Origin of the sequence: Enterococcus sp. DIV1283b, assembly GCF_051710965.1 — a bacterium.
GTDB lineage: Bacteria > Bacillota > Bacilli > Lactobacillales > Enterococcaceae > Enterococcus_B > Enterococcus_B lactis.
Genome location: NZ_JBIOLR010000001.1, coordinates 241,814 through 255,682 on the forward strand (window position 1 = coordinate 241,814; position 13,869 = coordinate 255,682).

A 13,869-nucleotide genomic window follows, 5' to 3' on the forward strand; every position below is an offset into this window, starting at 1 on the left:
GAATGGAGGGGGCGGGGCTAGAAGATGTCACGTCTCTTCTTTTTTATAAGAGTGTATAAAAGCAGCTCTTTTTGATTACAAAAAACGTGATATAATATAATTGTGCACAACTGAACAAAGGAGGTGCAGCACATGCTCCAAAAGAAAATAAGCGGTGAACAAGTCAATACGATGGTTTCTGATCAGTATGAAATCTATCATGTCAAAGATGTCGTCAGCCAAAATAAAACAATCTACCATCACCATGATTTCTATGAGATTCATACTACATTAAAGGGTGAAGCGACTTTTTATTTGAACGGACGGCAATTTACGATCAAAGCAGGAAGTGTGCTGCTCATCCATTCCAACGATTTGCATCGTATTGTCCGCCAGTCTTCAGATGTATTCGAGCGTGTCTATATTTTTGTTACCCCTTCTTTTCTGGAAAGTCGTTCCACGCCATGGTCTAATCTATCGGCTTGTTTTCAACCAATGGGAGAGAAAAGGAGTCGTGTATTGCAAGTCGAACAGGAAGTATTGAAGCAAAAATTATCATTTATCGACCATCCTCCTGATAAAAAAATTTACGGTGAAGACATAAAATATGAACAAGCTCTGGTAGAATACTTGATTTTTCTCAATCAAGTAGTACAAAAAGAAGAGAGTGCGCAAGAACAGAATGCTGTAGTTCCAAATGAGCGTGTGGAACAAATGTTACAATATATCTCAAAAAATTTATCTCATCCGCTTTCTTTAGAGGAAATGGAGAAGCAATTTTTTGTCAGCAAATACCATATCACCCGAGAATTCAAAAAGTACACTGGATTTACGTTTCATCAGTATGTAATGAAGAAAAAGCTGATCTATGCCAAGCACTTGTTGCGAGAGTACCGTAGTTCTAGTGCTGTATATAGTAAAAGTGGTTTTTCGTCTTATCCACATTTTCTGAAAGCATTCAAGAGAGAGTTTGGTATAACGCCTAAAGAATTTTTGAAACGCGATACACAAAACCAGCTTGTTCATTATGAACATTTTGAAGATGAACAATGAGAATGATTGCTCAAAAAATAACCGAAGTAGCTGCTGTTGTTTATATAGAAGCAGAAACTGCGGTTATTTTATTTTTCTACTATAAATATTTAAAAAAAGTGCGTACATATTATATGAATCAGCTAAATTTACGAAAATCTCTCGGTGATAATCCGGTTTTTGCTTTGAACAAGCGACTAAAGTAAGCAAAATTCTCGATTCCGATTTCTTCGGAAATCATTCGAATAGTAAATTCTGTATACCGAAGAAGGTCTTTAGCGTAAGAGAGTTTTTTGCTGATTAAATAATCGATTGGCGGAGAACCGATGAATTTGGAAAAATCTTTGCTCAGCTGATATTTATTCAGTAAAAATTGCTGTTCTAATTGATCAAGTGTGATCGTTTCTTTGAAGTGTTCGTCCAAATATTGCTTAAGCTTATAAACGTAAGGTGGGATATCTTCTTCTTCGAAATCCAGCTGATACTTCTGCAAAATCAGTTCATTCAACAGCTCGTGGATAGCTACAGAGGACTGGAAATCGGTACGGGCATTCGCACCTTGCTGCATGTGGATCAATTCTGTGATCAGATGATGGATCTTATTTTCTGATGGATCACCTGTCGAATGGAAGGTGTTATGGCCATCTTTTGTGAATTCTTGATAAAATGATTGGACGCTCTGACCATTCAAATGGATCCAATCCATTTCCCATGGTTCTTCGCTAATCGTTTGATAACGCTGATATTCTTGGCAGTCAATAAAAAAGAGGTCTCCAGCTTTTAGCTGGTGCTGATTATCTTTATATGTAAGCAAACCTTCGCCAGACAAAGTAAATTTTATCAAATAAGAAGGTAAATGTGCTCGTTCAGTATAGTAAGGGACCGGCGCTTTAAAGTAACCGATTTCTTGGATATAAAAAAATAAATTCCTACTTCTTTGCGTAGGTGTCAAGATCACTCTTTTTGAGTCTTCCGACCATGAGTGATTGGCTTTTTCCCAGTAATCCATGTAAACACTCCCAACTTGTCAAGATAATGCAATTATATACCAAAATAGTGTGAAGCAAAATATAAGTTTATGTAATATGATAGCATTGTTAATAAATGATAACGCTTTATTAATGAAGTGTTAATCAACAATAAAGTAAAAGAGGTGGAGAAATGAATCCGACATTTGTTGCCATTGATATCGGTGCGTCAAGCGGACGACTAATGAAAAGTATGAGGAATGATGAAGGTTCTTTAGTCTTGGAAGAAGTACACCGATTCAAGAACGGCTTTCAGAACAAAGACGGTCATGACCGCTGGAAGATCGATTATCTTATCGAAGAGATTTTGATTGGATTTGAAAAATTAAAGAAAACAGGGATCGATCGCTGTTTTGCAGGGATCGATACATGGGCAGTCGATTACTGTTTGATTGACGAACAAGGGGAACGGATGAATGATCCGATCGCTTATCGGGACGATCGTACCGATGAAGCAGTAAAACAGTTTTCTGAAAGCTATTCTCTAGATAAGTTGTATGAGCAAACAGGGATTCAGATCCAGCCTTTCAATACCTTATTCCAATTGTTTGTCGAAGAAAAAGACCATTTGGCAAAAGCACATAAATTATTATTGATTCCTGATTATTTAGGCTACGTCTTTACTGGCAATATGGTGACGGAGAAAACCAATGCGTCTACTATGCAGCTGCTGAATGCAGGAACAAAAGAGTGGGAAACAGAACTTCTTGAAAAAGTTGGTGTCTCGAAAGAATTATTTCCTCCATTGACAGAGCCGGGAACGATACTAGGAGATTTGCAAAAAGAAAAATTCTCAAAATATGATTTGCCAGATGTGACCTTTATCACAGTAGCAAGTCATGATACGGCGTCAGCTGTATTAGGCACACCAGGGCAAGGAGAACAGTGGGGCTATATCAGCAGCGGGACATGGTCACTTTTAGGGATGGAAACAAAGATCGCCAATGTTTCTCGCGCCGCTTTTTCTGAGAATTACACGAATGAATGGGGCGCTCATAATACGGTGCGTTTCTTGAAAAACATCATGGGGATGTGGTTGATCCAGGAAGTTGCTCGAATGCAGGAGTACGAATACAGTTACGCGGAATTGGCAGAACTTGCTACAAAAGAAAAGCCGCTGCAACAAGTGATGGAAATCAATGACCCTCGATTTTTGAATCCTAAAAATATGATAGAAGAGATTCAGCAATACTGTTTTGAAACAGAGCAGCCAGTCCCTGTCTCACCGGGAGCTATCGCTCGTTGTGTGTATGATAATCTTGCTCTTTGTTACGCACAAGAGCTGATCAAAGTAGAACACTTGACTGGAACGAAATTGGAAAAACTGCACATCGTAGGGGGCGGATCGAATAATCGCTTACTGAATCAATTGACAGCAGATTATGCCGGAATCATTGTAGAAGCAGGTCCTAGTGAAGCCACAGCAATCGGGAATGTTGCCATGCAAATGCTCAGTACAGGTCAGTTTTCGAATATAGAACAAGCAAGAAATGTAATCAAACAGTCGTTTCCATGTGAAACTTTTTACCCAGATGAAAATAAGCAAAACACGATGGAATGGTACGTGAATAAAATCAAAGGAGTAATCGTATGAACACGATTGAAAGAAATTACGAACAAGCAAAAGAAAAATATGCAACTATCGGTGTAGATACAGATGCTGTACTAGAAAAGATGCAGAACATCAAAATTTCTATGCATTGCTGGCAAGGAGACGATGTCAAAGGTTTCTTGACACCGGATGGCGAATTGACTGGCGGAATCATGGCAACAGGAAATTTCCCAGGAGCTGCACGGACACCCGAAGAGCTTAGACAAGATTTGGAGAAGGCATATTCGTTGATACCGGGCAAACATAAATTGAATCTTCATGCTATCTATTTGGACACAGAAGAAGCGGTCGATCTCAATAAGATTGAGCCGAAGCATTTTGAGAAATGGGTAGAGTGGGCAAAAAAAGAAGAGATCGGTCTTGATTTCAACCCGACTTTCTTTTCGCATCCAATGATGAAAGACGGCTTTACATTAGCTCACCCAGATAAAGAAGTTCGTGAATACTGGATCGAACACGGGAAAAGAAGCCGCAAAATCGCAGAATACTTTGGAAAAGAAACTGGACAAACATGTATCAATAACTTTTGGGTACCTGATGGGATGAAAGACAATCCAATCGACCGTTTTACCCCACGGAAACGTTTGATGGAATCGCTCGATGAAATTTTTACAGAAGAGTTAGATGAACGGTATGTACAAGATGCAGTAGAAAGCAAACTATTTGGTTTAGGCGCTGAAGCTTATACAGTCGGTTCCCATGAATTTTATATGGGTTACGGGTTGACTCGTGACAAACTTGTTTGTCTAGATGCTGGACATTTTCATCCAACAGAAGTGATTTCCAATAAATTGTCTTCCTTAGCGTTATTCAGCAAAGGAATCATGTTGCACGTTTCTCGTCCAGTTCGTTGGGATTCAGATCATGTCGTTTTGATGGATGATGAATTGCAGGAAATTGCTAAAGAATTAGTCCGTAACGAATTACTGGAAAAAACGAATATCGGTCTGGATTTCTTTGATGCAACGATCAATCGTATCGCTGCTTGGGTCATTGGTACGAGAAATACACAAAAAGCATTGATGAAAGCTATGCTGGAACCAGTTGAGCGATTGAAAGAAATGGAGCTGGCTTTTGACTTTACTTCAAGAATGGCTTACACGGAAGAATTGAAAGATTTCCCGTATGCCGATGTATGGAATTATTTCTGTTACAAAAATCAAGTTCCAGTTGGTTTGGATTGGCTGGAAGAAGTCCAAGAATATCAAAAAGACGTGTTGGGATTAAGAAAATAGGAGTGTGGCTATATTGAAAAAAATAGATATTTTACAAGCGCCTTATGTGAAAGAAATGATTGAAACGACATCGAATCTTTATCGCTTGGGATGGGATGAACGAAATGGCGGGAATATTTCTTATTTACTCAAAGAAGAAGAAATCACACCGTTCTTGGATCCTGAAAAAGTGACCCGCCGCATCTCGATGATTTTTGATGCCAGCCGTTTAGCAGGATGCTATTTTATTGTAACTGGTTCAGGAAGATATTTTAAAAATGTAGCGAGCGAACCTGCCGAAAACCTTGGAATCGTTCGAGTTGCCGAGGATGGCAAAACATTAGAGCTTTTGTGGGGGTTAGAAAATGACTGCCTTCCTACAAGCGAGTTGCCAAGTCATTTCATGAGTCATATCGCCCGTTTAGAAGTAGACCCAGATAATCGGATCGTTATGCATTGCCATGCTAGCCATTTATTAGCGATGAGCTTTACGCATGAATTAGACGAGCGTTCCTTTAGTCGTACGCTGTGGCAAATGTGCACGGAATGCCTAGTTGTTTTTCCAGAAGGGATTTCCATCATTCCGTGGATGGTTCCGGGAACAAATGAGATTGGGGAAGCAACAGCTGAAAAAATGAAAAAAACTCGATTGGTTTTATGGCCGCAACATGGAATCTACGGGTCAGGAAAAGACATGGATGAAGTCTTTGGTTTGATCGAGACAGCAGAAAAGGCAGCAGAAGTCTATACGTACGTCAAAGCGCAAGGACCAATCTTGCAAACAATCACAGATGGGAATTTGTGGCGCTTAGCAGATGCGTTTGGTGTTACTCCGAAAGCAGGTTATTTGGAGGAAGTTCATACGAAAGCAGGTGTCTGACATGGTGAAAAAAGCCTTTTGCATGAAAGTTTACCCAGAAAAACAAGAAGAATACAAAAAAAGACATGATGAACTTTGGCCAGAGATGCGCACAGCGCTTCGTGAACATGGGGTTATTGACTATTCGATCTATCTTGATCCGAGTACAAGTTTATTATTTGGTTACTTAGTGGTCGAAGATGAAGAGTTATGGGGAAAAATGGCGAATACACCGATCAATCAAAAATGGTGGAAATACATGGAAGATATCATGGAAACAAATCCAGATGCCTCCCCAGTCAGCCGTGAATTGACGCCAGTCTTTGAACTGTAACAACAAGCAACTGGGCAACCGGTTGCTTGAAGTTCTTTCGTTTTTATTGTGAAAAATAATACAAATTAGGAGGAATAGAAAATGAGTAATCGAATGATTTTAAATGAAACATCGTATTTTGGAAAAGGAGCGATTGAGTCAATCGTTCCCGAATTTCAGCAGCGAGGATTCAGCAAAGCAGCTGTCATTACTGATAAAGGATTGATCGAACATGGTATAGCGACAAAAGTAACAGAGCTTTTGGATAATGCAGCAATCGATTATGTTTTATACGACGGGATCGTGCCTAACCCAACGATCCAAAACGTAAAAGACGGAGTGGCTTTTGTTAAAGAGGCAGAGGCAGACTGTTTGATCGCAATCGGTGGAGGTTCGCCAATCGATACGGCAAAAGCCATTGGGATTATTTTGACGAATCCAGAGTTTTCAGATGTCATCAGCTTAGAAGGCGTTGCTGATACAAAAAATCCATGTTTACCTATCTTAGCTGTACCAACGACTTCTGGGACAGCAGCTGAGGTAACGATCAACTACGTCATCACAGATGAAGCAAATCACCGAAAATTCGTCTGTGTCGATCCTCATGATATCCCAATCGTCGCGTTCATCGACAGTGACATGATGATGGGAATGCCAAAAAAATTGGCTGCGTCAACAGGGATGGATGCTATGACGCATGCTATCGAAGGGTTGATCACAAAAGGCGCTTGGGAAATGACTGATATGCTGCATTTGAAAGCAATTGAAATCATTGGTCATTCTTTGGAAGCTTCTGTAGAGGGTGATCAAAATGGACGAGAAAAAATGGCATTAGGACAATATATTGCAGGAATGGGCTTCTCAAATGTAGGTTTAGGACTGGTACATGGGATGGCTCATCCGTTAAGTGCATGGTACAACATCCCGCATGGTGTAGCGTGTGCAGCGCTCTTGCCAACGATCATGAAATATAACAAAGAATATACTGGAGAAAAATACCGTGAAATCGCTCTTGTACTAGGGCTCAAAGGTGCATCTGAAATGTCTTTAGAAGATGTAAGAGATGCAGCTTGCGGTGAGATCGACCGGTTAAGCAAAGCGGTTGGGATCCCAGCAACCATTTCTGAGTTAGGTGTAAAAGAAGCGGATATCCCAGCAATTGCAGAAGATGCTCTGCGAGATGTATGTACACCAGGAAATCCAAGAGAAACGACAGTAGAAGAAATCATTGCCTTATATCAAAGCTTGATGTAAAAACGAAGCGGATCTTTAACTTTGAGTTGCCTATAAAGAGAAATAGCAGTTTGTATCCGGTTATCTCTTTTAAATTGATGGTATTTCCGCTATAATTTTTCTTATAAAGAAATAGGAGAATATTATATGGAAAATAAAAAACCTTATGGAACTGTATTGATCAAAGCTTCTAAAATACTAGACTATTTAGCAGAAAATCCAGACATCTCTTTGCAGACGATCGCAAAGGGTGTGGGAATGACTTCTTCTACAGTCTTGAAAATACTAGATACTTTACTGATGATCGGCTATGTAAATAAAAATTCAGAGAAAAATTATCGTTTAGGTGCAAAGCTTATTCGCTACGCGAATAAAAACATTGAACAAATCGATTTGGTAGAACTGACTTTACCGTTTTTAGAACAGTTGCAGCAAAAAATCGATGAGACTATCCACTTAGGGGTATTGGACAACAATGAGATTTTGTACGTGAACAAACTAGATCCAAAACATCAAACGATCCGTATGTCTTCAAAAATCGGAATCACCCGACCATTATACAATTCTGCGATGGGTAAAGCCGTATTAGCAGAATTCAGTGAAGAGCAGTACACTGATTATCTTGAAAAACATCCGTTGATTCCTTACACAGAGTACACGATTACCAATGCCTTGCGTTTGAAAAAGGAAATCCAAACGGTAAAAGAAACCCACGTTGCATTTGACGATGAAGAAATCGAACGTGATATTTTTTGTATAGGAGCCTCAATCGTGAAAAACGAACAAATCATTGGTGCATTTAGTGTAAGTATGCCGAAATATCGTTTAACAGATGAGACAAAAGAACAAATAATCAGTGCCCTCAAGCAAACAAAAAGCGAAATCGAGCAAAGAATTCAAAAATAATGAAAAAAGCGTTTGCATTTTTTCTTTTCTGCCGTATAATATGGGTATAGATTTCCAAGTTATAAAATAAAATTTCTAAATAGGAAATAGGTGGAGAAGATGAAAAAAATTGATATTTTATCTCGATTGAAAAACGCCGGAGTGATTGCGGTGGTACGCGGAAAAAGTAAAGAAGAAGCTTTGAATGCTTGCCACGCAATCATCAAAGGTGGTCTAACTGGTATTGAGTTGACTTTTACAGTCCCTCAAGCGGATCAAGTAATCAAAGAACTTTTGTCATTCTACAAAGACCAACCAGAAATAGTGATTGGCGCAGGCACAGTATTAGACGCTGTCACAGCTCGCTTGGCTATCTTAGCTGGCGCAGAGTATATTGTTAGCCCTTCCTTTGATCAAGAAACGGCAGAGATGTGCAATCTGTATCAAATTCCTTACTTACCAGGATGTATGACTATTACCGAGATCAAAACAGCGCTGAAAAGCGGGGTAGATATCGTCAAACTATTTCCTGGAAGCGCTTATGGACCAAGTATCATTTCTGCCTTCAAGGCACCGATGCCTCAAGTCAATATCATGCCAACTGGTGGTGTGAGTCTGGACAATATGAAAGAGTGGTTCGATGCTGGTGTCGTAACAGTCGGAGTAGGTGGGAACCTTTTAGCACCTGCAGCTACAGGAGATTTTGACAAAGTAACAGAAGTCGCGCAACAGTATGCAGCAAAAATGAAAGAAATCAAGAGGTAACTGCTTATGGGAAAAGTAGTGACACTCGGAGAAATCATGTTGCGATTGTCCACAGAACAGGGAACCCGCATCGATTCAAGTGAACGATTCGCTGCCCATTATGGCGGAGGGGAAGCAAACGTAGCAATTTCTTTAGCTAATTACGGACATGACGCGGTTTTTGCTACCAAAGTACCTGATAACGCATTGGGAAAAGCAGTCAAAAAGCACTTGCAATGTTATGGAGTAGATACAAAACAGGTATTATTTGGTGGACCAAGACTAGGTACTTATTATATGGAAACTGGTAGTGGCGAACGCGCCGCCTCAGTGATCTATGATCGTGCCGGATCAAGCTTTGCTGAAATGGATCATTTGGAATGGTCGCTAGAGGAGTTATTCCAAGGAATAGATATATTTCATGTTTCAGGAATCACCCCAGCTTTGTCTAAAAAATGGCAAAAAATGACGAAACAAGTGATAGAAGCTGCAAAAAAAGCCGGCTGCCTGATCAGCTTCGATATCAACTATCGCGGGAAATTATGGACACAGCAAGAAGCCAGCGAAGTAATCCATCAGCTTTTACCTTTAGTAGATATCTGTTCAGCTGGAAAAATGGATGCTCTTTATTTGTTAGGTATCGAGAAAGCACCAGAAGCAGAAGAACAACCTCTAATTTATTATTATCAAAAAATGCAGGAAAAGTTCCCGAATATCCAGGTGTTTTATTCGACCAAACGTACCGTTCATTCAGCAAGTGAAAATGAATTGAAGGGGACATTGTGGATGAACCATGAATATGTGGAATCCCAAGTCCATAGAATCACCCCGATCGTGGATCGAGTAGGTGGCGGAGATGCTTTTGCAGGTGGCGTGCTCCATGGGATTTTATCCAATATGCCCCCGCAAGAAATCATTGATTTTGCTACGGCAGCTTCTGCCTTGAAGCATACGATCCATGGGGACTGCAACCAATTCAGTCAAGAAGAAGTCGCACAATTTTTAGCATGCGGCTCTGGAAAAATCATTCGATAGAAGGAGTAGAAGAAAATGCAAGAAATGGAAACACGTTATACACACAGTCCAGAAGATATCCGTCATTATTCAACGGAACAATTGAGAAAAGAGTTTTTAGTAGAAAAGGTATTTGAACCAGGAAAAATCAGTTTGACTTATACGCACAACGATCGAATGATCTTTGGTGGCGTGACACCTACTGAAAAAGAATTAGAAATCACATTAGACAAAGAACTAGGTGTTGATTACTTCTTAGAACGCCGTGAACTAGGTGTGATCAATATCGGTGGACCAGGATTCATCGAAATCGATGGGCAAAAAGAAGAAATGAAAAAACAAGACGGCTATTATATCGGAAAAGAAACACGACATGTCGTATTTTCTTCTCAAGATGCTGAAAATCCAGCTAAATTCTATATTAGTTCTGTTCCAGCTCATCATAAATATCCAAATGTAAAAATCAGTATCGACCAAGTAAAACCAATGGAAACTGGTGAAGGTCTGACATTGAATGAACGTAAAATCTATCAATACATCCATCCAAATGTATGCGAAAGCTGTCAATTACAAATGGGTTATACGATTTTAGAACCAGGAAGTGCTTGGAATACGATGCCTTGTCATACACATGAACGTCGTATGGAAGCTTATGTCTACTTTGATTATGCCAATGAAGATACACGTGTGTTCCACATGATGGGCAAACCAGATGAAACAAAACATTTAGTCGTAGACAATGAACAAGCCATTATTTCACCAAGCTGGTCGATTCATTCAGGTGTAGGTACAAGCAATTACTCATTCATCTGGGCAATGTGCGGAGAAAACATCACCTATACAGACATGGATATGGTGCAAATGGATCAATTAAAATAAGCATAAGGGAGAGAAAATGATGGAATTTAATATGGATATGTTTCGTTTAGATGGAAAAGTAGCATTAGTCACCGGTGCTGTCTATGGTATTGGATTTGAGATTGCACGCTCTTTAGCTACAGCAGGAGCAAAAATCGTATTTAATAACTTGAATCAAGAATCAGTTGATGAAGGTATAGCGCATTATAAAGAAGCGGGCATCGATGCAAAAGGTTATGTCTGTGATGTAACCGATGAAGAAGCGGTTCAAGCAATAGTTCAGCAAATCAAAGAAGATGTAGGTTCAGTTGATATTTTAGTCAATAATGCAGGGATCATCAAACGGACACCGATGATCGAAATGGATGCGGCTGACTTCCGTCAAGTAATTGACGTGGATTTAAATGCTCCATTTATCGTTTCAAAAGCAGTTATTCCAGATATGATCGAAAAAGGCGGCGGTAAAATCATCAATATCTGTTCCATGATGAGTGAATTAGGACGCGAAACAGTCAGTGCTTATGCTGCGGCAAAAGGCGGATTAAAAATGCTGACGAAAAACATCGCTTCTGAATACGGTCAATACAATATCCAATGTAATGGAATTGGACCAGGTTATATTGCTACACCGCAAACTGCTCCATTACGCGAAACACAAGAAAACGGAGAACGTCATCCATTCGACCAATTTATCGTTGGACGTACGCCAGCAGCACGTTGGGGCGAGCCAATCGATTTGGCTGGACCATCTGTCTTCTTGGCTTCTAGCGCATCGGATTTCGTTAATGGGCATGTCTTGTATGTAGACGGAGGCATACTTGCCTATATCGGAAAACAACCTTAAACGAGGTTTAGTACACTGTTTAGTGGAGAGGTCATGAAATCAGCAGCTTGAACGAATACCGAAGGACAGCTGATTAAATATCATTTATCCAAAAAAAGGAGTATGACGTAAATCAGTCATACTCCTTTTTCTGTGCGTCTTCCATACTTCACTAAGTCGATTCCTCTTGCTTCACACCAATCCTTCACTGGACCGGAAAAGATGAGAGATTGTTGGTGGAGGGTCGCGGTATTCGTTGCGCCGACCATGGTATAAAGCAGACGAAGTTCCTCTTGCCATTGTTTCATCAGCATAATGGTTTCTTCTACGCCATGATTCATCAGATGAGTCAATACAGTTCCTGAAGTGCCCACTGCCTTTGCGCCGAGACAAAGGGCTTTAAATATGTCATAGGCATTGCGGATACCTCCGGAGGCTAGGATTTCCATAGAAGTGTCTGCTTCATTTGCTTCAAGCAATGAGGCGACTGTCGATTGTCCCCAATCAGCTAGATAATTCAGTTCCCGCTTGGAGCGACGGGCGTTTTCAATCTGGGTAAAACTTGTCCCACTTCGACCGCTGATATCAACTGTATGAACCCCTAAAGAAGCTAAATCATTGATCGTTTCTCTTGTCATGCCAAACCCGACTTCTTTTACGATAAGGGGAACGTCAATGGCTGTTTGAATCTCTTGGATAAGTGCTTTCCAGTTAGTAAAATCACGGTCTCCCTCAGGCATGACCAACTCTTGAGGTGCATTCAAATGAATCTGTAAGGCATCTGCGTGAAACAATCGAATAGCTTCTTGGGCTCTTTCGACAGAAGTTCCTGCACCGATGTTGGCAATGATTTTCCCGTGAGGATATTCTTGTCGCATAATTGTATAAGTATCGGCTAAAGAAGGGTCCTTCAAGGCAGCGCTGACTGAACCAGTGGCAATCATCAAATCTGCTTCTCTTGCGACGATTGCAAGGTCTTGATTGATTTTTTTTGTTTTTTCGCTTCCGCCAGTCATCGCATTGATATAAAACGGGCTGCTTAGTGTAAACCCAGCTGCCTGTGTGCTTAGATCGACATCAGCAACTGCTGTTTGCGGCAAAGGGTTATGAATGACCCGTACGAAATCAAATTCATTTTTTTGCTTATCATGAAAGGCTTTAGCTAGTGAAACATGTTCATCTTTTCGATTCATCGGTTTTCCTTTCTTTGATCGCTATAGACATGTAACGGTAGGGGGGTGATCTCTGCTTTTTCCCATGCACTCATTAAAGGAAGGATGCCAGATTTCTGATCAACGATCACGATGCCGCAATCCCCACCACCTGCACCAGAAGACTTTGCAGCCCCTTCATACTGTTCAGCTAAATTACATAATTTATTCAAAGCAGGCGTTTCGATAACAACCCCGGTGATAGCCGATAAATCATGCAGTAATTGTCGGTTTTTTCGAATCATCTGTTGGATCAACGTAACATTATCTTCTTTAAACCCTTTGATCATTTCGTTGACGCATTCTGTACTGTTTTTTAAGAAAAGCTGATAAGCCACCATTTTATCTTCTCTCGAACGGTGAACTTGATCAACCAAATCAGAAGTAGAGGCAGGGCTACCCGTCCAACCAATCAATAAACGTAGATCTTCAGGAGCAATCAATGGCTCAATTGAGAGACCTGGCCAATCCATGGCAAGTAACTCACTGATGGAATGCTGAGTTTCTTGTTCTTGAAGCCAAGGATGGTCGAAGGTTGAGAAGGCGATCCAGCCACCATAACAGCTAGCAGCGATGTCGCCGCAAGAACCATTATCTTGAACTGCTAAATTGGCTAGTGCTGCAATCTTGAAAATCTCTAGCTGAGATAAATTCAATGCGTAAAAAACATTCAAGGCTTTGACCGTTGCAACAGTAACGGCGCCGCTAGAACCTAATCCGTATTTCCGACCATTTGAACTGTCTAGCTCGCTTGTTACTTTCAGATCATAAAAGGATAAAAGAATGTTTTTTTCTTGTGCATACTTTTCAGTCAATCGAATAGCGGCAAGGATATAATGAAAAGGATTTTCCCGAATATCTAAAACTAATTCCCCGTTACGTCTTGTCCAACGTACAGGCATCCCACTATATTGTGCAGATTGGATACTTCCGACTTTTCGTGCGGACTCTACAGTGACTGTCACGAATTGATCGACTGCAGCGATAACTGCCGGATGACCTGTTTCAACAACTGCATATTCTCCGGCAATATAGAGTTTGCCTGGTGCAGATACTTCAATCAT

14 protein-coding genes are annotated in these 13,869 nt (G+C 40.4%); 11 read left to right on the forward strand and 3 right to left on the reverse strand.

Going from position 1 to position 13,869, the window contains the following annotated elements; genetic code table 11:
* The first annotated feature begins 132 nt into the window (after positions 1–132).
* Complete coding sequence (locus IGJ53_RS01180; protein ID WP_438749361.1) at positions 133–1,032, forward strand: helix-turn-helix domain-containing protein; 900 nt, start codon at positions 133–135, stop codon at positions 1,030–1,032.
* Positions 1,033–1,150: 118 nt separating this feature from the next.
* On the opposite strand, the gene IGJ53_RS01185 is transcribed toward IGJ53_RS01180, so the two are convergent.
* A complete protein-coding gene (locus IGJ53_RS01185) occupies positions 1,151–2,020 on the reverse strand; it encodes a helix-turn-helix domain-containing protein (protein WP_002293387.1) in 870 nt (289 codons plus the stop codon).
* A gap of 152 nt (positions 2,021–2,172) precedes the next feature.
* On the opposite strand from IGJ53_RS01185, the gene rhaB reads away from it, so the two are divergent.
* The 10 genes from rhaB (at position 2,173) to IGJ53_RS01235 (ending at position 11,615) form a co-directional block, all read left to right on the forward strand.
* A complete protein-coding gene (rhaB, locus tag IGJ53_RS01190; RefSeq protein WP_259742048.1) occupies positions 2,173–3,633 on the forward strand; it encodes a rhamnulokinase in 1,461 nt (486 codons plus the stop codon).
* Positions 3,630–4,886 (forward strand): L-rhamnose isomerase, encoded by a 1,257-nt coding sequence (rhaA, locus tag IGJ53_RS01195; protein ID WP_010731794.1) that lies wholly within the window; start codon positions 3,630–3,632, stop codon positions 4,884–4,886. The genes rhaB and rhaA overlap by 4 nt, the downstream gene beginning before the upstream one ends.
* A gap of 13 nt (positions 4,887–4,899) precedes the next feature.
* Positions 4,900–5,745, forward strand: coding sequence for a rhamnulose-1-phosphate aldolase (gene rhaD, locus IGJ53_RS01200; RefSeq protein WP_259742047.1), 846 nt, complete (start codon positions 4,900–4,902; stop codon positions 5,743–5,745).
* A 1-nt stretch (position 5,746) separates the two neighbouring features.
* Positions 5,747–6,058 (forward strand): L-rhamnose mutarotase, encoded by a 312-nt coding sequence (gene rhaM / locus IGJ53_RS01205; protein ID WP_002293379.1) that lies wholly within the window; start codon positions 5,747–5,749, stop codon positions 6,056–6,058.
* A gap of 81 nt (positions 6,059–6,139) precedes the next feature.
* Complete coding sequence (fucO, locus tag IGJ53_RS01210) at positions 6,140–7,291, forward strand: lactaldehyde reductase (protein WP_002374262.1); 1,152 nt, start codon at positions 6,140–6,142, stop codon at positions 7,289–7,291.
* Between the two features lie 126 nt (positions 7,292–7,417).
* Positions 7,418–8,176 (forward strand): IclR family transcriptional regulator, encoded by a 759-nt coding sequence (locus IGJ53_RS01215; protein ID WP_002293373.1) that lies wholly within the window; start codon positions 7,418–7,420, stop codon positions 8,174–8,176.
* 99 nt (positions 8,177–8,275) lie between these two features.
* Positions 8,276–8,920, forward strand: a complete 645-nt coding sequence (locus IGJ53_RS01220; protein ID WP_002288242.1) for a bifunctional 4-hydroxy-2-oxoglutarate aldolase/2-dehydro-3-deoxy-phosphogluconate aldolase — start codon at positions 8,276–8,278, stop codon at positions 8,918–8,920.
* A 6-nt stretch (positions 8,921–8,926) separates the two neighbouring features.
* Positions 8,927–9,934: a PfkB family carbohydrate kinase gene (locus IGJ53_RS01225; RefSeq protein WP_438749365.1), complete on the forward strand. Its 1,008-nt coding sequence runs from the start codon at positions 8,927–8,929 to the stop codon at positions 9,932–9,934.
* 15 nt (positions 9,935–9,949) lie between these two features.
* Positions 9,950–10,792: a 5-dehydro-4-deoxy-D-glucuronate isomerase gene (gene kduI, locus IGJ53_RS01230; protein WP_002288239.1), complete on the forward strand. Its 843-nt coding sequence runs from the start codon at positions 9,950–9,952 to the stop codon at positions 10,790–10,792.
* 19 nt (positions 10,793–10,811) lie between these two features.
* Positions 10,812–11,615: a gluconate 5-dehydrogenase gene (locus IGJ53_RS01235; protein WP_259742046.1), complete on the forward strand. Its 804-nt coding sequence runs from the start codon at positions 10,812–10,814 to the stop codon at positions 11,613–11,615.
* Positions 11,616–11,731: 116 nt separating this feature from the next.
* Here IGJ53_RS01235 and fni read toward each other — a convergent pair whose 3' ends face one another.
* Positions 11,732–12,787 (reverse strand): type 2 isopentenyl-diphosphate Delta-isomerase, encoded by a 1,056-nt coding sequence (gene fni, locus IGJ53_RS01240; RefSeq protein WP_002374275.1) that lies wholly within the window; start codon positions 12,785–12,787, stop codon positions 11,732–11,734.
* Positions 12,784–13,869 (reverse strand): phosphomevalonate kinase, encoded by a 1,086-nt coding sequence (locus tag IGJ53_RS01245; protein ID WP_002374276.1) that lies wholly within the window; start codon positions 13,867–13,869, stop codon positions 12,784–12,786. Before IGJ53_RS01245 ends, fni begins: the two co-directional genes overlap by 4 nt.